The 22,224-nt window shown below is 63.8% G+C and carries 15 protein-coding genes and 1 pseudogene; 12 read left to right on the forward strand and 4 right to left on the reverse strand.

Features of this window, described 5'->3' with window-relative positions:
* The coding region (locus tag IQ782_RS25480) for a hypothetical protein (RefSeq protein ID WP_194137492.1) at positions 1–92 on the reverse strand (92 nt) is incomplete at its 3' end.
* A gap of 215 nt (positions 93–307) precedes the next feature.
* Between IQ782_RS25480 and rfbC the strand changes: the two genes are divergently transcribed.
* From rfbC to IQ782_RS25510, 6 genes are all read left to right on the forward strand, one after another.
* Positions 308–883, forward strand: coding sequence for a dTDP-4-dehydrorhamnose 3,5-epimerase (gene rfbC / locus IQ782_RS25485; RefSeq protein ID WP_194137493.1), 576 nt, complete (start codon positions 308–310; stop codon positions 881–883).
* Entirely contained in the window at positions 880–1,950 is a 1,071-nt protein-coding gene (rfbB, locus tag IQ782_RS25490; RefSeq protein ID WP_194137494.1) for a dTDP-glucose 4,6-dehydratase, read from the forward strand. Before rfbC ends, rfbB begins: the two co-directional genes overlap by 4 nt.
* 75 nt (positions 1,951–2,025) lie before the next feature.
* Positions 2,026–2,901, forward strand: coding sequence for a glucose-1-phosphate thymidylyltransferase RfbA (rfbA, locus tag IQ782_RS25495; RefSeq protein WP_194137495.1), 876 nt, complete (start codon positions 2,026–2,028; stop codon positions 2,899–2,901).
* Between the two features lie 147 nt (positions 2,902–3,048).
* Positions 3,049–6,423, forward strand: coding sequence for a rhamnan synthesis F family protein (locus IQ782_RS25500; RefSeq protein WP_194137496.1), 3,375 nt, complete (start codon positions 3,049–3,051; stop codon positions 6,421–6,423).
* Between the two features lie 218 nt (positions 6,424–6,641).
* Positions 6,642–7,658, forward strand: a complete 1,017-nt coding sequence (locus IQ782_RS25505) for a hypothetical protein (RefSeq protein ID WP_194137497.1) — start codon at positions 6,642–6,644, stop codon at positions 7,656–7,658.
* Positions 7,659–8,029: 371 nt separating this feature from the next.
* Positions 8,030–8,704, forward strand: coding sequence for an acyltransferase (locus IQ782_RS25510; protein ID WP_194137498.1), 675 nt, complete (start codon positions 8,030–8,032; stop codon positions 8,702–8,704).
* A gap of 69 nt (positions 8,705–8,773) precedes the next feature.
* Here IQ782_RS25510 and IQ782_RS25515 read toward each other — a convergent pair whose 3' ends face one another.
* Positions 8,774–10,150, reverse strand: a complete 1,377-nt coding sequence (locus IQ782_RS25515) for a hypothetical protein (protein WP_194137499.1) — start codon at positions 10,148–10,150, stop codon at positions 8,774–8,776.
* Between the two features lie 152 nt (positions 10,151–10,302).
* On the opposite strand from IQ782_RS25515, the pseudogene IQ782_RS25520 reads away from it, so the two are divergent.
* Together IQ782_RS25520 and IQ782_RS25525 are read left to right on the forward strand one after the other, a co-directional pair.
* Positions 10,303–10,460 (forward strand): annotated as a pseudogene (locus tag IQ782_RS25520) (integrase core domain-containing protein); the annotation flags it as partial.
* A 413-nt stretch (positions 10,461–10,873) separates the two neighbouring features.
* Positions 10,874–12,535 carry a hypothetical protein gene (locus IQ782_RS25525; protein WP_194137500.1) on the forward strand — a complete coding sequence of 554 codons (1,662 nt, stop codon included), beginning with the start codon at positions 10,874–10,876 and terminating at the stop codon, positions 12,533–12,535.
* A gap of 156 nt (positions 12,536–12,691) precedes the next feature.
* Here the strand turns inward: IQ782_RS25525 and IQ782_RS25530 are convergent, their stop codons facing one another.
* Entirely contained in the window at positions 12,692–14,590 is a 1,899-nt protein-coding gene (locus IQ782_RS25530; protein WP_194137501.1) for a rhamnan synthesis F family protein, read from the reverse strand.
* Between the two features lie 217 nt (positions 14,591–14,807).
* Between IQ782_RS25530 and IQ782_RS25535 the strand changes: the two genes are divergently transcribed.
* From IQ782_RS25535 to IQ782_RS25550, 4 genes are all read left to right on the forward strand, one after another.
* Positions 14,808–16,883, forward strand: a complete 2,076-nt coding sequence (locus IQ782_RS25535; protein ID WP_194137502.1) for a glycosyltransferase — start codon at positions 14,808–14,810, stop codon at positions 16,881–16,883.
* 5 nt (positions 16,884–16,888) lie between these two features.
* Positions 16,889–17,386 (forward strand): hypothetical protein, encoded by a 498-nt coding sequence (locus IQ782_RS25540; protein WP_194137503.1) that lies wholly within the window; start codon positions 16,889–16,891, stop codon positions 17,384–17,386.
* A 210-nt stretch (positions 17,387–17,596) separates the two neighbouring features.
* The gene (gene gmd, locus IQ782_RS25545) at positions 17,597–18,610 is read left to right on the forward strand and encodes a GDP-mannose 4,6-dehydratase (protein ID WP_194137504.1); all 1,014 of its coding nucleotides are present in this window, start codon (positions 17,597–17,599) and stop codon (positions 18,608–18,610) included.
* A gap of 22 nt (positions 18,611–18,632) precedes the next feature.
* Positions 18,633–21,203 (forward strand): glycosyltransferase, encoded by a 2,571-nt coding sequence (locus tag IQ782_RS25550; RefSeq protein WP_194137505.1) that lies wholly within the window; start codon positions 18,633–18,635, stop codon positions 21,201–21,203.
* A 10-nt stretch (positions 21,204–21,213) separates the two neighbouring features.
* On the opposite strand, the gene IQ782_RS25555 is transcribed toward IQ782_RS25550, so the two are convergent.
* The gene (locus IQ782_RS25555; protein ID WP_194137506.1) at positions 21,214–22,224 is read right to left on the reverse strand and encodes a DUF2793 domain-containing protein; all 1,011 of its coding nucleotides are present in this window, start codon (positions 22,222–22,224) and stop codon (positions 21,214–21,216) included.

Genomic DNA, 22,224 nt, shown 5'->3' on the forward strand with positions numbered 1-22,224 from the left:
TTGTCGACGCAGACCACCTCGTGGCCGAAATCCGAGAAACAGACCCCGGAGACAAGCCCCACGTAGCCGGTGCCGATCATTGCGATTTTCATGAGGGTCGTCCTAGTTGATACATTTTGCGGGGGGTTATGAAGCCGAGGGGCGCGACTTTGCAAGGGGCACGGCCCTGCCATGAGGGCTGCACTCGATTATCAAAGCGGCACCCCGCTTACGGTTTGAGCGAAGCCCAGGGCTATTCTCTTTTTTCTGTCGTCGTTCCCCTATAGACAGTCCAGCAGATAGGCAGGCAACGACAAAGTTAATAGCAATGTTACAGATTGAAGAAACCGCCCTCTCCGGTGTTCTGATCCTCACCCCCCGCCGGTTTGGCGATCATCGCGGTTTCTTCTCGGAAAGCTGGAACGCCGCGCGCATGGCCGAGGCCGGGCTCGACTATGCGTTCGTGCAGGACAACCACTCGCTGTCGCGCGAGACCGGCACAGTGCGCGGGCTGCACTTCCAGGCGCCGCCGCATGCCCAGGCCAAGCTGGTGCGCTGCGGCCGCGGTCGGCTGTTCGACGTCGCCGTCGACATCCGCAAGGGCTCGCCCACCTATGGCCAATGGGTCGGCGAGGAACTCAGCTTCGAGAACGGCCGCCAGCTGATGATCCCCGCGGGTTTCCTGCACGGCTTCATCACGCTCGAGCCCGACACCGAGATCATCTACAAATGCACCGATTACTACGCCCCGGACTGCGACGGCGCGGTGCGCTTCGACGATCCCGAGATCGGCATCGACTGGGGCGTTGATACCGGCGCCGCCGTGCTGTCGGAGAAGGATGCCGCCGCGCCCCTCCTGAAGGATTTCGACAGTCCGTTCATCTATGAAGGAACGCCGGCATGAAACTCCTGATCACCGGCGGTGCCGGCTTCATCGGATCGGCGGTGGTGCGCCTCGCCATCGCCCGCGGGCACGAGGTGGTGAACCTCGACGCGCTGACCTATGCCGCCTGCCTCGACAATGTCGCCGAGGCGGCGCAGAGCCCGGCCTATGCCTTCGAACAGGCCGACATCCGTGACCGCGCCGCGCTCGACCGGATCTTCGCGGCCCACAAACCCGACGCGGTGATGCATCTCGCCGCCGAGAGCCACGTCGACCGCTCGATCGACGGTCCCGGCGATTTCATCGAGACCAATATCACCGGCACCTACAACATGCTGGAAGCCGCCCGCGCCTACTGGCTGGCCGAGGGCAAGCCCGCGGGCTTCCGCTTCCACCACATCTCCACCGACGAGGTCTTCGGCTCGCTGCCGGACGATCCCGCGGTGCAGTTCACCGAAGAGACGTCCTACGATCCGCGCTCGCCCTACTCGGCCTCGAAGGCCAGCTCAGACCACCTGGTGCGCGCCTGGCACGAGACCTACGGGCTGCCGGTGGTGCTGACCAACTGCTCGAACAACTACGGGCCCTACCACTTCCCGGAAAAGCTGATCCCGGTGGTGATCCTCAACGCGCTCGCGGGCAAGGAGCTGCCGATCTACGGCACTGGCGAGAACATCCGCGACTGGCTCTACGTCGAGGACCACGCCGATGCGCTGCTGCTGGTGGTGGAGAAGGGCGAACTGGGCCGCAGCTACAACATCGGCGGCGAGAACGAGCGCAGCAACCTCGCGCTGGTCAAGACGCTCTGCGCCATCCTCGACGCCAAGCGCCCGAAGGAGAGCGGCTCCTACGCCGACCAGATCACCTTCGTTACCGACCGCCCCGGTCATGACGCGCGCTACGCCATCGACCCCAGCCGCATCCGCGAGGAGCTCGGCTGGCGCCCCTCGGTGACCGTCGAGGAAGGGCTCGAGAAGACCGTGCAATGGTACCTCGACAACGAGGCCTGGTGGCGCCCGCTGCAGGCCCGCAAGGGCGTCGGCCAGCGGCTCGGGACAGGCAGCCCGTCGGAAAAGACCCCGGCATGACCAAGCCCGCCCTCGGACCGCGGGTCCGGGGGCTGCCCCTCACAGATTTACTCCCGACTTGAGGCAAAGTGTAAAATGGCGACGCGTAAAGGTATCATCCTCGCAGGCGGCTCCGGAACCCGGCTCTACCCGATCACCATCGGCGTGTCGAAGCAGCTGCTGCCGGTCTATGACAAGCCGATGATCTACTATCCGCTCTCGGTGCTGATGCTCGCCGGCATCCGCGAGATCTGCCTGATCACCACACCGCAGGACCAGGCGCAGTTCCAGCGCACCCTCGGCGACGGCAGCCAGTGGGGCATCTCGCTCAGCTACGTGGTCCAGCCGAGCCCCGACGGGCTGGCGCAGGCCTACCTGCTGGCCGAGGACTTCCTGGACGGCGCGCCCTCGGCGCTGGTGCTGGGCGACAATATCTTCTACGGCCACGGGCTGCCCGAGATGATGGCCGAGGCCGATGCCCGCGAGAGCGGCGGCACGGTCTTCGGCTACCGCGTCGCCGATCCCGAGCGCTACGGCGTGGTGGATTTCGACAAGGATGGCCGCGCCACCTCGATCATCGAGAAACCCGAGGTGCCGCCGTCGAACTACGCGGTCACCGGGCTCTACTTCCTCGACGGATCGGCACCGGAGCGCGCCAGGCAGGTGCAACCCTCGCCGCGCGGCGAGCTGGAGATCACCACGCTCTTGGAGATGTACCTGCACGAGGGCATGCTCGACGTCAAACGCATGGGCCGCGGCTACGCCTGGCTCGACACCGGCACCCATGGATCCCTGCTGGACGCGGGCAATTTCGTGCGCACGCTGGAGAAGCGCCAGGGCCAGCAGGCCGGCTGCCCCGAGGAGATCGCCTTCGACCAGGGCTGGATCGACCGCGAGCAGCTGGCCCGCCAGGCCGAGCGCTATGCCAAGAACGACTACGGACGCTACCTGATGGGGCTGCTGCGGGGGTGAGCCCGCGGATCCCTTGTCAAAAAGTGCCTTCAAAATCGCTCTTTACCCCCGCTCTCATGAGAATTAAGAGCGACTCGAAATCCAAGAATATGCGATCAAAATCCATCTAAGCCATGCGGCTGAAGATTCCAAGAAGAGACCCAGCCCATGGTACATAAAGAAGTTAAAGATAAAATCGTCGAAGCCGGGGTTTTTGACGCTAAATATTACGAGGCAAGATATCCGGATGTCACCAAATCAAAATCCCTTGGTTTAAAGGTTGACCCATTAGACCACTACATATTGATCGGTAGCTACTTGGGGAGAATTCCCCATCCAGCCTTCTCTCGAGCGGATCTTCCAGAAGTATCTTGGGAAACACCAAAGAACGAACTTCCCATAGTAAAGTTCCTGTCGAAGAACAATATGTTCTTCGACAGGCCATGGTATCTGGAAAAATACAAAGACGTTGCGAAGGCGGGGATAGATCCGCTGAGTCACTATCGGAACTCTGGTCGCTTCGAGAAGCGCAGCCCTAATCACAGATCCGAGTTAATTAAGGACTTCGATCCTGAGTGGTACGTTAAAAAATATGCTGACCAAATAAAGGAAGGAGATACGGCCGTATCGCATTTCCTTTCCACCGGTGCCGCCTTGGACAATTTACCTAACAACAGGCAGCAGATCGCTAGTCAGTTCTTTCGAAGGTTCAGCGTTTCCGAGTACAGCTCGAGATTCGACTTCCCTCTGGAGTATGACACCTATACCCCTCTGACGCAGGGCTTCGATCTGAGCATCGCAGTGCATATGCACATCTTCTACGACAGCCTACTCGAAGAGATGGCCGGCTATGTCTCCAACATCACCGCACCCTACGATGTATTCATCTCTCTTCCCGTGGGAACCTACGTGGTGGAGGAGATTTCCGAGCGGGCGCGTCAGAGCCTCGTGGGATGCCGGAAAGTCTTCGTGCGCGAGTTTGAGAACATTGGCCGCGACATCGCTCCGATGCTTGCCGGGTTCGGCGCAGAGCTTCTGCAATATGACCTTCTGCTCCACATGCATTCGAAAAAATCGCTACATAACCCCGGCCAGTCGGCCTGGCGGCGATACCTGCTGCACCACACGTGCGGCAACAGGAATATCACGAACCAAGTTCTCAATTGCTTCGCGGACACCCCTTCAGTTGGCGGCTGTTTCCCGCCCTACCACGGGAACCTGCGCGATCAACCCTCTTGGGGGTTGAACCTGTCGAACGTCCAGGAACTTTGCGACCGACTCGGGATCGCCCAGCCGAATCCAGAAGATGTACCCGACTTCCCGGCAGGTTCCTTCTTCTGGATCCGAACGAAAGCCATCGCTCCGCTGCTCGACAATGGATTCAGCTACGACGATTTCGATCCCGAGCTGGGTCAGACCGACAAGACCACCGCCCATGCCATCGAGCGGCTCCTGGGGCACATCCCCGAGGCGCTCGGCTACACCAATGTCATGCCCTTCGTCGACCGGGCGTATGACCTGCGGCACTACTACCCTCGAGACCGCGTTTCGCCCCCTTGGGAGCCGAAGCGGATCGACATCGACGCAATCGTCGCGAGCCGCGCCGCCAAGCCCAAGAACCGCATCGCCATGGTCACCGCCATCACGGGCGGCTTCGATCCGCTGATCATCCACGAGAGCCTGTCCGACGATATCGACTACATCTGCTTCAGCAATGCGCCCCTGCCCGATGGCTATGGTCTCTATGACGTCCGCACTGTGCCCTACGAGCATCCCGATGTGCGACGGATCGCCCGGTTCGTGAAAACGAACCTTGCGCACCTCCTACCTGACTACGACACGATCATCTGGATCGACGGGAACCTGCAACTGACCGCGCCGATCGACCGGCTCATCACCCGGATGCAGGAAGAAGGCCTCAGCGTCGCGGCTATTCCGCACCCCATCCGCGCAACTGTCCAAGAGGAAGCCGAGGTTGCCATCCAGCACGGCCTCGACGATGCCGAGGTTATCCGCGAACAGATGAGAAAATACGAGGAAACCGAACCCGGCCTCGCGGAAGAGCGATTGATCGAAAGCAACTTCATGATTTTTGACATGACCGATCCTCGTGTCGCTCAAGTCACCGATCTGTGGTGGTCCGAGATACAGGCCCACAGCAAGCGCGACCAACTCAGCCTGAACTACGCACTCCGCAGGCACGGCATCGACTGGATGCCGATCTTCGATGACCAGTCCTCGATGCGGGACAGCAGTTTCTCGAGGATGTTCAGCCACGGTGCGGGCCCGCGGTACGGGCGCACCCAAGACGGCCAACTTGAGGTGATCAGCGCCCGTGCCTGCAAGGGTCAGCAGGTGGGCCGCGCCGACCTTCCCCTGGCAACGGACCTCGACGCCCTGAAGCGCTCCAGCACCGACGCCCGGACCGAGGTCGAACAGATCTCTGAGGCCGCCGATGACGCCGGCCTCCTGCAAGTGCTCGATCGCATGGAGCGTTCCGAGAATACCGAGGACATGCAGACGGACAAGCTGCCCAACGGCGTGTCCTTGCAAAACTGGGTACCCCGGCGCTGGTCACAGCAAAGCTGGTGCCCCGCGATCGGTCTGTCGAAGCTGCACGGCGCAGCCTGCTTCGGCGGGGCGATCTCCGCCACCTTCATAGAAGGCCACGACAAGGGCCAGCTGGTTCTGACCCGCGACGGTGCGGTCTGCGACGCCTCCTTCGGAGTCTGGAACGGCGAACGGCTGCTGCCGAGAAACCTACTGACCCCCCTGCACAACGACGTCTGGCGTCTTGAAAAAGGCGTGGCTCCGCAGACCCTGCAGGGCGACCACTATCTTCTTGGCAGCCTGCAACCGCATTTTGGACACACACTCCTGGAAGGTCTGTCTCGGACCTGGGCCCTGTTCGAGTACCCCGAGATCTTCGATCAGATGCCCCTTCTGGTCTTCGAGCCCGCCCTCCGCAGCTATCAGACCGAGTTCCTCCAGCTTGCCGGGATCGACCCCCAGCGCATCACCCATATTCCGTTTGATGGCGTCACGGTCGAACGGCTCTGGATCCCCGATCCCGCGATACGCTCCCATCGCTGGGTCTCCAGGCGGCAAGGCGAAGTCTGGCAACGCATCTCGAACGCCGTCTCGACAGCCAAACCGAGCCGCAAGATCTACCTCTCCCGAAGCCTTATCTCGGAACGCCCGCTCACCAACGAGGCCGAGGTAGAGGCCCTTCTGAAGGAGAAGGGTTTCGAAATCATACATCCCGAAACCCTGCCCCTCAGCGAACAGATCCGCACCGCCGCGGAAGCGCAGCACCTTGTCGGGCCGGTGGGCAGCCAAATGTACCTCGCCGCCTTCCAGAAACCGGGCACGCGCAAGACCATTCTCGCGCCTAGCAACTTCTACGCCAAGGACGATGAAATGGTCTCCAAGGCCATCGGCAATGACTGCACTGTCATCTTCGGCGATCCCATCGACAACTTCGCAGATCGCAGCGAGCGCCGCTGGCAGATCAAAATAGATGATATTCACCAGAAGGTGTGACCCCACCGTAGAGTGCTCTATAAAGACGCCCCAGACCAGCCCAGAAATTTCCAAGATGGTAGGAGATCACCCGAACCACCGAGTGGATCTCCGAAGATATGGAAAGCATGCCGACAACTTACCCATTGCGGAAGCGGCAAGGCAGGCAGCGCAGAAATTCAAACGCCCATGACGAGCTCAGCTCGATAAATCGGCATATCACTGAGAACGGATAGAAGATGACAGTTTTTCTTCATGCAGGAAGCAGTAAGGCCGGTAGCACCGCCATCCAACAGGCCCTGAGGCTTAATAAGAAAGAAATCTCAGAAAGAGGCTACAGCCTTGCCAGCTTCACATCGAGCTCGGGTCGCGAAATAGACTCTAACATGGCATTCTTCATTGCCTTTGCAAATGATGAAAAAATCTCGCAAAATATAGCGAGAGTCAGTCAATTGGGAATTGACGTCAAAACTGACAGAAAAGTTTTCAGAGAACAAATCAGGTCATTCTCATCGATCCCTGGCCGCGGCTGCATACTTTCAGCAGAGTGCATCGATACATTTCACGAGGAATCTCTCCGTGCTCTGGCGGATACAGTATCCGACGAAGGCGGCGACGTAGCAGTAATATATTACCTTCGGCCGCCATACTCTCTGCTTTGCAGTGCGATACCATTCTTGATAAATCGAGGAAAACCTTTGGTCAGCCCAAGTACTTTTTTGGGGACTTGCGCCAGAAGTCCAGCGGTCAATCGCATGAAAAGTAGCTTTCGCGACATAGAGTTCTACTCCTACAAAATGGTGAGCGATGAGGAAAACAAAGTACCTGGCCACTTCTTCAGGAGAATTTTTGAAGACGACGTCTTTAAATTTGAAGGACGACGCTTCAATGCTGGAATTTCAAACGCAGCCACACGTCTACTCGGATCGCTAAATGCGGTCAAATCAAAGGCTGCAGGAAGCGAAGGCCTCGACCTCTCTGCGCTCGATCAAGACTGTGAGAAAATCAAACACATCAAGGGGGTGAAATTCCGCCTCACCCGAGATGAGTTTGTCGAAGTTGAGGATTTTCTTAAAAAAGAGAACCAAGCCTTGGAAGCAAGCCTAGGAGACGGATTTTCCGATACAGGATACCCCCTTCTGACAGGAAATTCAGTTTTTAGCGCCGATGAAATGGATGACATAAGACATATCTGGGGAGAGCTCACGCCACACACACGAGCCCATCTTGCATCAGAGTTTGCGTTCTCCTTCTAAGAACTATACACGTATGCCCAGAGGACACCGCAATTTTCGGCGCGGCCCTCTGGACGCGTATGACATTTTACGAAGTGTCGGATCGCAGATGCTTGGATGATCTTGAGCGGCTTTCCGACATTTCTCAGATGATCGGCTCCGGGAGAGGCACGAGTGCGGATAACATACCGGTCATGTCGACAATCCTATAAAATGCAAATCTTGATCCCCGAAATGCGAAAGGCCTTCTTGCGGGGGCCTTTAATTTTGCGAGTGTAGAGACCGCATTTTAGTCGTCAAGACAGCAAATAATGTCGGTCAGGATTGACCTACATTTTAGTGTTGAGGTAAAATAGTCGCAGCAGAAACTTGCGAGCATCAGGAATAAGAGAATGATTGAGGACTTGGGAGAAAACAATAAGATTATTTGCCCAGAAGGGTTCGAACTGTCTGGAAGAATTTTGGGCTCAAACAATACCATCACGATTGGAGAAAGCAAAAGAAGATCTTCAGCCACAATCACCATAAATGGAGACAGCAATACTTTAATCATTGGAGAAAACACGGCCCTAGCAAAACCCCATATATATATCGGCAATCACATTGTGAAAGCGCACCGCGTTTCGGTAAAAATTGGACCGCTTGTATCTACCGCCCCGGCTTGCGCAGTTTACGCGTACAACTCGGACAACAAACTGCACATCGGGAGAGATTGCATGCTTTCGTCCAACATTACCATCAGATGCGGAGAGGCTCCTCACCTGATTTTTGATGCAGATACCGGAGAATATTTAGACAACTCGGACGGGATCTTTATCGGAGACCATGTTTGGATCGGGGAAAAAGCATACATAACAAAAAACGTTACAATTCCTGACGAATGCATTGTAGCTTCGTGTTCTGTCGTAACAAAGCGCTTCGATGAGACACATGTCGTTCTGGCTGGGAACCCCGCAAAAATTTCCAAGCGGAGGATCAAGTGGGCGCGAAATGAAAACGCCCTAGAAAAAGGGTCTCGCGAGGAACAGTCCTTACGCAAGTACAGAGACAAAAAGACCCAAAATTAGATAATAAATCTACCGCGGGGGATTGATTAACTCACTTAGCCTCCATGAATAATCACTTGTTCCATCTCTTCACCGGAACAAGTGCTGAATGATCGGCAAGTCCGGCGGATCATGACCGTCTTCCGGCCTTGCCGCCATGACGACATCGATAGATTTCGTCGGGCTTAGGTCTTTGATCTCGTTCATGAATGGCAGGAGGTGATGCTCGACGTGGTAGCGATCGTAAAAGTTCTGCCAGATGGTGATCCGGGGCACATGGCCGAGTTTTCGAAACATCTCGGACAGTACGAACCGCTCGGCATGGTTTCGATATGCGTCGCTCACATCCGTTATCTGCAGACAGGATCTCAGCGTATTTGCCAGCTGTGACGGGCTATGCAGTTTCAACCCGTTTGTCTGTGGGTTGGCTGCTAGGGCCCGTGCTCCGCGCAAATGTGCCGCGAAGCCAATCGATGAGAATCCACCGGCACTCGACCCAAAGAAGATTACGTTCTCGGCGGGGATGGAGCGCGATTGCGCCAGTTTCCCGATGTATTCTGCCACGGCCGGAAGGTAGTGGGTCTCCTGGTCACCTACAAACCAGCCAATCTGGGTATCTCCCAAAAGCAATGTCGGGTCCGTTAGGAAGACACATGTGTCATCGAAGTGCCGCGCCCACTTCATTCTCTGAAAATACGGATAGGGAAATCGGTTCTTGTTCAGGAAGCCCGGTGAGAAAACGATCATTCGGTTCGAAGTGCCCGTAGACACGAAATAATCCAGGGAGAACCGGTTCAGGTGTACGCTGTAATGTCCGGACTCGTCTGGTTCCGGGACCGCATTCAATGCGAGTGCGGTGCCCGGGCCTCGCTCTATTCCCTGAGAAGCCGCAGCTTCTATCGGCTTGGCGGACGGTGCTCTCGCCTCCCTTGCGGGTGGGGCGATTGCCGCCAGAACCTTTCCGGCGGCATTGCGGATCGTTACCCTTGGTCCGTCCGGCGCGAAGACAGGACACGCGCAGACAAATCCGGCAATTCCTTCATCCACGCCAGCTTCGTACAGATCCGGGCGGAAGATATTGGCTTCCGTTTCGGCGAAGAGCGTCTCGCCCTGATAGACAAACAGCTTTCGCCCTTCCAGTCGGTCAAGTGGGAACCAGCCCCAGATCTTGTCGCCGCTCGTCCAATCGTCGACCTTTCCGAAAGATTCCGTCTTTGTCTTACGCGCGAGGCGTTTCAGCCCCTTCGGGAGATTTTTTGCGCGGACCGGAAACTCGTGAATGAAGGCATGAGAATCAAGATGGTCATGCAGTCTTTCTGCATCCGCCTTTGAAACAAGCAGGTTTAACCCGTGCTGCCCCTCAAGAACATAGCCGCTGCAGTCAAACTCGTCGCACAGCCCCTGCACCACGTTTTCGGACGCAGAGACATGCACAAGCCTGCAATCATGAAGGTGGGTGTCTGCCATGCTCTCTCTCCCCGCGTGACGCGCCCCATTTTGCACTGGTTTCCCGCCACAACGTGATCCAGCATCTATCCCTGTATCTCTACCTGTATCGGGCGACCATATCTAGAGGGTGCGTCGGGTAGCACAGCACGTCTTGCCAGACTGCTCGCGCCCCCCAAAAACCCACGGACAATGCCTTCATCGAGGTTTTGAACAGGCGGTTTCGGGCGGCCACTGGTTCATGAACCCTGAAGATGTCCTCGAAAAGCTGGAGGCGTGGCGTAGAGACCACAACGAAGAAAGACCGCATGGTACTATCGGGAACAAAGTCCGGCAGACCTACTCAAATCAGTTCACGACACCAGCCCGTGAGCCTGCTGCAAGCGCGGAAACTCTAAGGACGGTCGAGGGCGCGCCAGGTGGCATAGCAGTCTTGACGGTCTGGGAGGATAACAAGATAGGTGTCTTGATGACCCGAAGGCGGGCTCCCGGACTGTTCCAATGCCGCTCGCATGAGACGCAGCCGGACGCCATTGTGCCCGTTGCCAGGAATGCACGGAGGAGTGCGACCCGAAACACGCGGCGGCCGCCCATTCGGCGCGACGCAGGCAGATCCCTGAGACGCGCGCCCGGCTGCCATGCCATCTTCAGTCATGCCACAGAACGGTACACTCGCAGCCGGAGCTCCTCAGCCCCTTTCGCGAGTTGAAACCAACCTCGTGAAGATTAGGAATTGCGAAGTACATGAAAGACAAGCTCGAGACGAAAAAGCGCAAGCCAGTCATCTTGGTTGTGCTCGGCCCGCATCGCAGCGGAACCTCTGCCCTGACCGGCGTGCTGAGCCACCTGGGCGCGAGCCTGCCCGAACACCTCATGCCGGCGAATGACGGCAATGCTGTGGGGTATTTCGAATCCTCCCGGGTGAAATCGTTCAATGACAAGCTTCTCGCAGAACTCGGCTCCAGCTGGCATGACATCTCGCCGCTCGCCCTGACATCCGTTCCGGACCAGGTACGTGACAGTTTTCTCGAAGAGGCTGTTGAGCTCCTTGAGACGGAATTCTCCGGTGCCCGCATTCCGCTCCTCAAGGACCCCCGGATCTGTCGGTTCGTTCCGTTTTGGCGCGAAGCCTTCGAGCGCGCGGGCTATCAGCCGGTCTACATCCACACCCACCGCAACCCCCTTGAGACGGCGCAGTCGATCGCCGCGCGCCACCCGATCCTGGTGGAGATGGGGCTACTGATCTGGCTGCGCCATGTCCTCGACGCCGAGGCTGCAACCCGCAACGCTCCGCGAGCCTTCACGAACTACCTGGCTTTGCTGGAAAATTGGCGGGCGCAGATCACGAAGATCGAGGCCGCGACCGGCTTTATTCTGCATCGCAAGACACCTGCCGTGCAGCAAACCATCGATGCCTTCCTCACAGAGGGGCTGCGTCACCAGACCCGCAAGCCTGAAGACGTGCGGCGATCGCCACAGGTTGCCAATATCGTTCGCGAGACGTTCGAGATCCTCGAAAGCTGGGTCGATGGCGTGAGTGCGCCGGGAGATTATGCCAAGCTCGACTCCCTGAGAGGCCAGCTCGATGGTGCCATCGGTCCGCTGACAACCTTCATGAACGCGCTGGAAGAGAGCAACAGCACGCGCATATCGCTCGGCGTTCAACTTGGCGAGATGGAAGAGAAGTTGCAAGGGCGCAGCCTCGAAGCCGAGCAACTGTCGGAGACGGTTAAGGCGCTCAAAGCCTCGAAGCTCCGGATCGAAGAAGACCGGCAGCGCCTTGAGGCCGTGCTCAGCAGCCGCGAAGAGAGGCTCCGCGCGCTGCAGGAGGAGACCAGCACGCGCATCGGGGACCTCGAAGGACAACTCCGGCAACGCGGTCTTGAAGCCGAACAGTGGTTCGAAGAGAACCGCGAGATGACTGAGCGCCTCAACAAGTCGACGCAGCGTTTTGAGGCCGATCTCCACAAGCGCGACGAGGAAATCCGGACCCTCAAGGAGACTGTCGAAGAGCGCATCGGGGAGATCACCCGCCTCAGCGAGATGGTGCTCAAGACCGGAGACAAACTCACGACAGAACGCACGCAAAGCGCGCAACTCCAGCGCGAACTCGTTGCCGCCCGCCAGGGAGAGGACGACCTCCACAAGCGCGACGAGGAAATCCGGGCCCTCAAGGAGACTGTCGAAGAGCGCATCGGGGAGATCACCCGCCTCAGCGAGATGGTGCTCAAGACCGGAGACAAACTCACGACAGAACGCACGCAAAGCGCACAACTCCAGCGCGAACTCGTTGCCGCCCGCCAGGGAGAGGCCGATCAACGCAACCGGGTCGACGCATTGCTGGCCAGCACATCTTGGCGCGTTACGGCCCCGATCCGGCTGCTCAGCAGTTTGAAACGCAGGTGACACGCGCGAGAGACCGGGAGAGGTACACGTTCGATCCGGGGTGCCAGCAGTCTTTCCGGCACACCGGCACCCGAGGGCTCAGCCGACAGGCTTCATGAGAAATGGCACGATCCAGGCACGGGATCGGGCCAACCCACCCAGGAACAAGCGGCCGGGCTATTCGTAAAACACCCGGTCCGGCCCCAGCACCCCGGCCAGGTAGGTCCCGTCCGGGTCGGGGATGTAATCCACCTCGGCGCGGTCGTGGCCCGAGGCGAGGCCGGGCCGGCCGGGGCCTCCCTTCAGCCCCAGGTGCAGCGCCGGGTGGTCCTGGATCAGGTATTTCCGCCCCTCGAAACCGTGCCACCAGTGGCGGTCGATCAGCCCCTGCTGGCGGATCTCATCATTCTCCGAGCGGCAGACCCGCGCCAGGTACTCCGAGGCCGGACCGCGGCGGAAACCGCTCTGGGCAAAGGCGGTATGGGCCGGCTGGAAGCCATGTTTCCAGGCCTGCCCGCGCAGGTGGTAATAGCGGATCAGGTTGAGCCCCACGAGATCGAAACTGTCGAGCCAGGGCAGCAGGAATTCGGCGTAGAGCGGCGAGTACCAGTCGTCGTCCTCGAAGATCAGCACCCGCTCGGCGGTCAGCTGCTCCAGCCCTGCCAGCACGTTGCAGGGCAGCGTGTGCGGCGGATCCTCCGCTGTCCGCGGGCGGCGCAGGTAGCGCGCCCAGTCCGGCAGCGCGATATCCTCGGTGAGCGGGCGTGCGCCGTCGTCCACCACGATCCATTCCCTGGGCAGGACGCTCTGCCGCGCCACCAGGCGCAGGCATTGCGCGAAAGCCTCGGGCCGGTCGCCGGTCGGGGTGAGGATGGCATAGTCGCCCACCGGGGCCGCAGCGCGCGCCTCGGGGCGGGCGGGTTGCTCCGCGCCGAGCCCCGGCGCCTGCCCGGCCGCCATCGCCGCCACCGCGGGGGCGATCCAGCGCGTGCCCAGCCCGCCCAGAAGCTCGGTCATCGGGATGTTGCGGCGCGGCGCCTCGGGCGGCAGCCCGGCCAGCACCTCGACCGGCGCCTCGGGTTCGAGGCAGGAGGCCAGCGCCACTTGCCCGCCCATGGCCTGCGCCAGCAGCCCCGTCAGCCGCTCGCCGGCATGCGCCAGCTGGCCGTCGCGGCGCACCTCACCCGGCGCGAAATCCTCCGAGCGCAGGCAGCCCATGAGCCGCGCTGCCAGCTCGGCGCGCAGCCAGCAGAAGGTGCCGCCGAAAAAGCCCCAGCTCTCCTCCAGCGCCGCCACGGGAACCCCGGCCCGCCGCAGCAGCGGCGCCAGCTGCGCTTCATTGTCCAGCAGGTAGCTCGGCCCGTGCAGGAAAAGCTCGCGCGCGCCGCCGAGCAGCACCTCGGGGTGGTCGCGGAAGGCCGCCTCGAACGCGGCGACGCGCGCCGCGCTGCCCACCGTGCCCTGCAGCAGCGCCCCGCGCCAGAGCTCGGGCAGCTTGTCGCCCATCTTCGAATGCAGCTTGCAATAGAAGCGGTAGCGGCCCCGATCGATCCTCTCGAGCACCTGCAGAAAGGCGCCCACATCCTGCCCAAGGTTGTCCACCGCCACCGGCACCGCCCGCGGAAAGGCGGCGCGGATCCCCGCGGCGTCGTGGCTGTCCGAGCCGCGCGGGTAGCTGACGTAGATATCGGCGCCTTCGGGAAAGGCGCCGAGCGCCCGGTTCAGCTCGTCGAAGACCTCGGGGTGGTAGGCATGCACGATCACCGCGTAGTCCCCGCCCCGTCCAGGTGCCGCGACCGGCCCGAGCGGCGGCAGCACCTCGCGCCCCTCGGCCCGGCCGTAGCGCTCGTAATGCAGCAGCGGGTTCATCCCGGCGGCGGCGACATCGGGATGGGCCGCAAGATAGCCGCGGGTGCTGAACTCCGGCCCCGGATCGTGCCCCGCGGCGGCGCCCTGCACCAGGTAGTGCCGCGCCGCGCTGCCAAGGCGCTGTCCGGGAAGGTAGCGCCGGGCGTACCAGTCACGGTCGAAGAAGGGGCTCCTTCCTATGCGCAGCGCTGCCCGAAATCGCCTCAAGAGTTGCTCCGTCTTCCGCCTGGCCCGTATCGGATCTGTATCGGACCCGTATCGGACCCGCCCGTCTCCCCCTAGCTATCCGCCGCCGCCCGGCTTTGCCAGTTCCGCGATGCGCCGGGCCGGGGCCGCGGCAGCGGGGCCACAGCGCCGGGGCAGGCGCTTGCCGTCCCAGACGCTCTCTGCAACAACCTTGGAAACCCCACGCTCGAAGGCACCCATGGCCGACATCTCCCCGCCGGGTCCCGCTCCCGCCCCCGCCGCCACCTCCTCCCCCGTGCAGCTGCTGCTGCATGGCGGCGAGGACCGCACGCTCGGAGGTCCCAGCGTGCGGGTGCCGCGCAGCGCCGAGGCGCTGCGGCAGATCGGCCAGCCGGCGCGGGCCGCGCTCTACCAGGGCCCGGCGCAGATCGCCGAGGAGACGGTGCATCTGTTCAACGTCTGGCCGCCCGAGAGCGCGCTGGCGGCGCTGCGCCAGCTCAAGGCGGCGGGCAAGCGGGTGGTGTTCTCACCGATCTACCTCGATTTCAGCGAGATGCCGCTCTGGGAGCCCCTGCAGCAGCCCGACCTGCCGCCGCAGACCCGAGCCGCGCTGCGCCACCAGCTGCGCACGCGCGGCCACCACCACGAGATCGCGCCGGGCTATCATGCCATGGTGCGCGAGATGCTGGCGCTCTGCGACCACGTGATCTTCCTCAGCGAGGCCGAGCGCGCGGCGCTGGCGGCGATCGGCGCCGAGGTGCCGCCCGAGCGCGCCAGCCTGGTCCACAACCCGGTCGACGCGGCGCTCTGGTGGGGCGGCGATCCGGCGCTCTTCCGGCAGGCGCATCTGTCCCCCGAAAATGGACCGGGAGCCGGCGATTACGTGATCTGCATCGGCCGCGTCGAGCCGCGCAAGAACCAGCTCAGCCTCGCCCGGGCGCTGCGCGATCTACCGCTCGATCTGGTGCTGGTCGGCCATGACGGCGATCCGGGCTATGCCGCGCGGATCCGCGCCGAGCTGGGGGAGCGGCTGATCCGCCCCGGGCGCCTCGAGCCCGGCGGCGAGATGCTGCGCTCGGCTCTGGCAGGTGCCCGCGCCTTCGTGCTGCCAAGCTGGGCCGAGGGCGCCTCGCTCGCGGCGCTCGAGGCGGCGGCGGCGGGGGTGCCGCTGGTGCTCTCGGAGCGCTCCTCGGAGCGCGAGTATTTCGGCGATCTCGCGCGCTACTGCGACCCGGGCGCGCCCGAGAGCCTGCGCGCGGCGCTGGCGGCGACGCTGGCCGACCCGGAGGCAGGCCCCCGCGCCGACGCGCTGCGCACCCATGTCGCACGGCACATGTCCTGGGAGGGCTACGCCCGCGCCACCGCCGTAGCATACCAACGCGCGTTGCAGAGCCCGCCGAAGGCACCCCCGCCTGAGCTCACTGACCACCCCCTGCCACCGCTGCTCGCCGGCGAGATCGCCCAGGCTGGGACCGAGGCCTCCCTCCAGAAGATCCGCTTCGGCGCCGGCTGGCAGGCACCAGAGGAGGGGCTGCGTCGGACCTCCGCGCCGCGCGCCGAACTCTGGCTGCGCGGAGACCGCGCGCTGCGCCCCAGGCAGGAAGCACTCCTGCTGCACCTCGGCCTCAACGGCACGCGACCCGACGGAGGGGCTGCCGAATTGCGCGTCCATTGCGGCGAGACCTGCCTCTATGCCGCGCCGCTCACCGGCGCCGGCCTGCCCGGCGACCTGCTGCTGCGCCTGCCGGCAAGCGCACTCGATGGGGCGGGCGAACTGCCGCTGGTGCTCGAGCTGCCCCCCGACCTCGGCCTCGGCTTCGCGCAGTTGCTCGACCCCGAGCTTTGCAACCCGCTCTATATCCTTCCCAACCCGCAGGACTGGAGCTTTGGCCTGCTGCCGCAGGAGATCGACCTCGGCCTCGCGACGCAGCGCGCCCTGCTCGCCCCGGGCCTCCACGCCAGTGCCGCCTGGGGCGCCGGATCGCACGCGCCGCAACTGGCGCTCTTCCTGCCGATCCTGCCCGGCGCCCCGGCGCAGCGCCTCACGCTCAGCCTGCGCCCGGTGGCCAGCCCCGAGCACCCCTCGGGCGCGCGGGTCTCCTGCAACGGCAGGCTGCTGGCCGAGCCGCGCTGGCAAAGCAGCACCCCGGTAGAGCTTGAGCTCACGTTGCAAGAAGCCGACCTCCAAGCGGCCCCCGCAGTGCTGCTGATCGAGCCGCTCTCCTCAGCCACCCCGGCGGATCTCGAGCTCGGACAGGAGCGCGGCCTGGCCGGGCTCGGGCTCTTCGACCTCAGCCTGACACCGGAGGGATAAGCGCCATGCTGCTACCGTCAAACAGCCGTTTCGAGCAGCCCATGGAGGGGCGCGAGCTGAGCACCGGCATCCGCCTTGGCCGCGGCTGGCATCCCGAAGACCCCGCGGACGCAGGCGCGGCTTGGACCCGCAGCCCGCGCGCCACGCTGCAGATCTCCGCCGGACATTTCCCCGAGCCGGTGCCCTTGCGCCTGAGCCTGCGGGCCTTTTGCGCCAGCCCGGAGCGCCCCGGCACGCTGCGCCTGCTCAGCCCCGGCGAGCCGGTTCTGCAGCGCGTTCTCACCAGCACCGCACCTGTCACCCTGCTGCTGCCGACGCCGCGCCACACGTCGGGAGCGGAAAGCACCGCGCTCACCCTCGCCTTCGACCTCTTCGGCACCCCGCTGCTGGAGGGCGCCGGACCCGACGAGCGCCAGCTCGGCCTCACGCTTCTCGCTGTCACCCCGCGCTGGCCGCTGCGCCAGCGCCTGAACGCGGTGCTGTCCCGGCTGCGGCGCGGCTGATCCCTCCGCGGGTCACCCCCAGGCCGTGTCTTGCATGTAGCACCTTGCCCCCGGGGTACGGTGCTGGCCCTGTGCGCTTGATCCCCCCCCACCGGGCCTCTATCAAATCGAAGGACTTGTCCTGCATCCCGCACGGGATCCCGCGTAGGATCGGGACCAAGAAGGCGGCGCTTACCGCTCGGACAAAGGCATTTCCAGAGGCAGGACCTTATGAAGACAGCATTCATCACCGGCATCACCGGCCAGGACGGCGCCTATCTCGCGAAGCTCCTGCTCGAGAAGGGCTACGAGGTGCATGGCGGGGTGCGGCGCAGCTCCCATGCCGAGAACTTGCGGCTCGAGACCCTGGGGATCGCCGACAAGGTCACGCTGCACGAATTCGACCTGACCGAGCAGAACAACGTCTTCCGCACCATCCGGGCGGTGGCGATGGACGAGTTCTACAACCTCGCGGCGCAGAGCTTTGTCGGAGCCTCCTGGGAGCTGCCGATCTACACCTCCGACGTCGATGCCATGGGCGTGGTGCGGGTGCTCGACACGCTGCGCAGCCTGCGCCCCGAGACGCGCTTCTACCAGGCCTCGACCTCCGAGATGTTCGGCCTGGTGCAGGAGGTGCCGCAGCGCGAGACCACGCCGCTCTACCCGCGCTCGCCCTATGGCGTGGCCAAGGTCTACGGCCATTACATCACCAAGAACTACCGCGAGAGCTTCGGCCTGCACGCCAGCTCGGGGATCCTGTTCAACCACGAAAGCCCGCTGCGCGGCGCCGAATTCGTCACCCGCAAGATCACCCTCGGCCTCGCGGCGCTGGCCCGCGGCGGCGCGGCGCCGGTCGAGCTCGGCAACATGGACGCCAAGCGCGACTGGGGCTTTGCCGGCGATTACGTCGAGGGCATGTGGCGCATGCTGCAGCAGGAGGTGGCCGACGATTACGTGCTGGCCACCGGGGTGACCACGACGATCCGCGACTTCTTCACCTATGCCGCCGAGGAGCTGGGCATGGATCTGGCCTGGGAGGGCACGGGCGAGGCCGAGACCGCCACCGACCGCAAGAGCGGCAAGCAGGTGATGAAGGTGAACCCCAAGTTCTACCGCCCCGCCGAGGTCGAGCTGCTGATCGGCGATGCCTCCAAGGCGCGCGAGACGCTTGGCTGGGAGGCCAAGACCGACATCCGCGCGCTTGCCGCGATGATGGCCAAATCCGACTACGACGCACTCTCCTGAGCCGGCGCGGAAGGACAGCCCGATGAGCACCGCCGGATTCCCGCTGATCACCAAGCTGCGCAGCACCGCCCGCCGGGTGCTGAAGGGGCCACCGCCGCCGCCCGATGGCCACCAGTACCATGGCGCCTTCCGCGGCAATCTCGACGGGCTGTCCGACGACAGCGTGCTGCGCGGTTGGGTGATCCGCCAGGACAGCAAGAAGGGCCGGGTGCCGGTGGGACTCTATGCCGGCAACACCCTGATCGACGCCCGCGTCGCCGACGAGTTGCGCGAAGACGTGCGCGACGTGACCGGCGGCGAGACGACCTGCGGCTTCCAGTTCCGCCTGTCGGAAATCCACCACCAGAAGATCGCCGAGGCCGGCGGCGCGCTGCGCCTGCGCATCGAAGGGCCGGAGGGGATCGAACTGGGACGGCTGCAGCTCAAGATCGAGGACGCCGCGCCGGGCGCCGGGGCCGACTTGGCAACCCGCTGCCGCTTCGCGTTGAAGCGCGAGCTGGCGGCCATGCGCGCGCTGCTCGATGAGACCCCCGCCGCCGGGGCCTTGTCCTCCGCGCCCGAGCCGCGGCCCGCGCTGAGCCGCCACGGCAATCTCCTGACCACCGATCGGCTGGTCCCCGATATCCCGAAGAGCGGCCAGCCCGCCTATCTCGACTACGTGCGTTACCGCTATCGGCTGAACGAGCACTTCCCCGTGGAACCGGGGGTCGAGTGCCAGGATCACTACCTTTATTGGTACCTGAGCGCCTATCGCAGCGGCGAGAACCACCGCATCCCGCTCTCGGCCGGGCAGATCGCCTATCTCAACGCGCCGCAGACCATGGGCGGGCAGACCAACACCCTCAGCCGCGTCATGTGGTGGCGGCTCATGGGCCGGCCCGACATGCTAGGGCGGCTCAACCTCAACGACCGCGACGCCTATCTCGACGTGCTGTTCTGGTGGGTGCATCAGGACGTGGCGACGCTCTACTTCGAGGATTGCCTGGTGCCGCCGCAGGTCATCGAGGCGCTACGCGAGGTGCCGCCCGCGCGGCGGCTGACCGCCTTCCCGCTGAGCCAGTTTGCCCTGCGCTTTTACGCCGAGAACCCGAAGCTGAAGTTCCTCGACATCGACAGCGCCGAGGGGCGCAAGACCCTGGTGCTGATCCTGCTGCTGCAGGCGGCGCAGCGCCCCGATCTCTTGCGCTACATCCCGCAGGAGCAGATCGACGCGCTGCTCGCCCCCGGCGAGGACGGCGGCGCCTCGGAGCTTGAGCTTTTCCTCGCCGCGCTGCGCGAAGACGAGGCGGCAGGGCCCATCGCCCTGCCCCGCGCCCGCTACGCCGCGGCGCTGCGCCGCAAGTACTTCGATCTCGGCAGCCGCGCCTTCCTGACCTTCGACCGGGACGGCAACCGTTTCGAGGCCGCCGCCATGCCGCTGCCCGACCCCGCCCGGCCCGAGGTCGACGTGCAGCTGATCGGCCCGCTGGCCAAGGCCTCGGGCCTCGGCCAGGCCACGCGGCTCTCGGCCGAGATCCTGCGCGCCACCGGGCTCGAGGTGCGCGGCGTCGACTTCGACCTCGACAACCCGGCCCCCGAGGGCTTCAGCTCGGAGACGCTGGTCGAGGATTATGGCCCGGCCCGGATCAACCTGCTGCATCTGAACGCGGAATCCATCCCGCTGGCCTATGCCTACCAGCCCGATGTCTTCTCGGGCGCCTACAACATCGGCTATTTCTTCTGGGAACTCGACATGCCGGCCTATTGCCACTACCTCGGCATGTCGCTGCTCGACGAGATCTGGGTCTCCACCGACTACGGGCTGCGGATCTACAAGCCCGGCGCCGAGGGCAAGCCGGTGGTCAACGTCGGCATGTGCTACGAGGAACACCCCGACATCACCCGCGCCGCCGCCCGCGCCTTCGTCGAGGCGCGCTTCGGCTTCGACGCCAGCCACCACGTCTGCCTCGTCGCCTTCGACAGCTTCTCCTTCGTGCAGCGCAAGAACCCGGTGGCGGTGCTCGAGGCCTTCCAGCAGGCCTTTGCCGGTGTGCCCGAGGCGCGGCTGGTGGTGAAGACGCAGAACCGCACCAAGGTCTTCGACCCGGTGCAGGTGGCGCTCTGGAGCCGCGTCGACGAGATCATCGCCGGCGATCCGCGCATCGTGGTGATGAACGAGACACTGAGCTACCGCGACCTCTTGCAGCTCAAGGCCGGCTCGGATTGCTACATCTCGCTGCACAAGTCCGAGGGCTGGGGCTTTGGCATGATCGAGGCCATGGCGCTGAAGGTGCCGGTGATCTGCACCGCCTATTCCGGCAACATGGACTTCTGCTCGGACGAAACCGCCTGGCTGGTCGGCTACGAGGAGGTGCCGCTCGAGCAGGGCGACTACATCTTCGTGCGCGACGGCTCGCTCTGGGCCGAGCCCTCGGTCGCCGAGGCGGCGCGCCAACTGCGCGCCGCCCGCGACAACCCGCAGGCCAGCCGGGACAAGGCCGAGGCGGCCTATTCCCACATCCGGGAGAATTTCTCGGTCGATGCCATCGCCGGTCGCTACGGCGCGCGGCTGCGCGAGATCCTCGCCGAGCTCGACGCGCGGCGGGCCGGGTGAGCCCGCGACGTCAGACCCAGCGGCCCACCGCAAGCACCGCGCAGGCGGTGGCGACCCGCGCGCCGATGAGGTCCCAGGCCGAGATCTCGGCACTGCCCGCCGCAACCGCCCCCACCGAGAGCAGTTGCGCCGCCCCCGAGGCACAGCTGCCACTCACTACAGGCGGCGCGGCAAACGCCGCCGGGTAGCTCCAGCTGACCACCCCCGCGGCGCTGCTGGTCAGCGTGTGCCAGCAGAGCTGCGTACCATCAGCCAGCCGCAGGTAAGCTCCCTCCGCCCCCGAGCCCTGCTCAAGCAGCGCGCCGATACTCTCCCCCGCAAGCTGGCCGACCGTGCCGAGCACGCCTGAGCCGGAGAGCGCGCCATCGACCCGCGCGCCCTGCGGCAGATGCGCCACCCCCGTGGCCGCCGACAGGCTCAGCCCGGTCCGCCAGCCCGCGCCATCCTCCGAGACCTTCACCGCGAAATCATCATCCCCGGCGCAGCCCATCTCGGCGCGGCCCGACCAGCCGGTCTGGAAGAGCAGGCTGGCGGTGTCGCCCGCCGCCGCCTTGTTGATCTTCAGCTGGTGCCCGGCGCCGGCGTGGCTGAGCAGCGTCGCCTCCGAGGCCACCGCCAGCCGGTTCACCGCGTCGGGCGCGGTATTTAGCCCGAGCTCAAGCATCTGGCCCTGCGTCGGCAACGGCATCTCCTGCCAGTCGCCCCCGTGCCAGACCAGCGCCGCCGCCTCGTCGAGCACGAAGGCCCGCCAGCCCGGTCCCGGCGCGAGGAACTGCCAGGCCGTGCCGTCCCAGAAGGCCAGCGCCCCGGCCTGCCCCGACCAGGCACCGCCCGCCCCCGCGGGCAGCAGGTAGCGCGCGCCCGGCGCGGGCGCGGCGGGAGGATCGGGAAGCGTGCGGCTCTGCACCGCCAACTGCACCAGCGCGTCGAGCCGCAGCAGCGCCTCGTTGTGGGTGACGTGTTTCTGCGCCTGCGCCGGGGCGAGATAGGGCAGCGAGAGGTTGGCGGACAGATCGGACAT

Source organism: Salipiger mangrovisoli (genome assembly GCF_015223355.1).
GTDB lineage: Bacteria > Pseudomonadota > Alphaproteobacteria > Rhodobacterales > Rhodobacteraceae > Salipiger > Salipiger mangrovisoli.

Coding starts and splice junctions, on each gene's coding strand:
- rfbC (WP_194137493.1), top strand. CDS start 308: ATGTTACAGATTGAAGAAACCGCCCTCTCCGGTGTTCTGATCCTCACC.
- rfbB (WP_194137494.1), top strand. CDS start 880: ATGAAACTCCTGATCACCGGCGGTGCCGGCTTCATCGGATCGGCGGTG.
- rfbA (WP_194137495.1), top strand. CDS start 2,026: ATGGCGACGCGTAAAGGTATCATCCTCGCAGGCGGCTCCGGAACCCGG.
- IQ782_RS25500 (WP_194137496.1), top strand. CDS start 3,049: ATGGTACATAAAGAAGTTAAAGATAAAATCGTCGAAGCCGGGGTTTTT.
- IQ782_RS25505 (WP_194137497.1), top strand. CDS start 6,642: ATGACAGTTTTTCTTCATGCAGGAAGCAGTAAGGCCGGTAGCACCGCC.
- IQ782_RS25510 (WP_194137498.1), top strand. CDS start 8,030: ATGATTGAGGACTTGGGAGAAAACAATAAGATTATTTGCCCAGAAGGG.
- IQ782_RS25515 (WP_194137499.1), bottom strand. CDS start 10,150: ATGGCAGACACCCACCTTCATGATTGCAGGCTTGTGCATGTCTCTGCG.
- IQ782_RS25525 (WP_194137500.1), top strand. CDS start 10,874: ATGAAAGACAAGCTCGAGACGAAAAAGCGCAAGCCAGTCATCTTGGTT.
- IQ782_RS25535 (WP_194137502.1), top strand. CDS start 14,808: ATGGCCGACATCTCCCCGCCGGGTCCCGCTCCCGCCCCCGCCGCCACC.
- IQ782_RS25540 (WP_194137503.1), top strand. CDS start 16,889: ATGCTGCTACCGTCAAACAGCCGTTTCGAGCAGCCCATGGAGGGGCGC.
- gmd (WP_194137504.1), top strand. CDS start 17,597: ATGAAGACAGCATTCATCACCGGCATCACCGGCCAGGACGGCGCCTAT.
- IQ782_RS25550 (WP_194137505.1), top strand. CDS start 18,633: ATGAGCACCGCCGGATTCCCGCTGATCACCAAGCTGCGCAGCACCGCC.
- IQ782_RS25555 (WP_194137506.1), bottom strand. CDS start 22,224: ATGTCCGATCTGTCCGCCAACCTCTCGCTGCCCTATCTCGCCCCGGCG.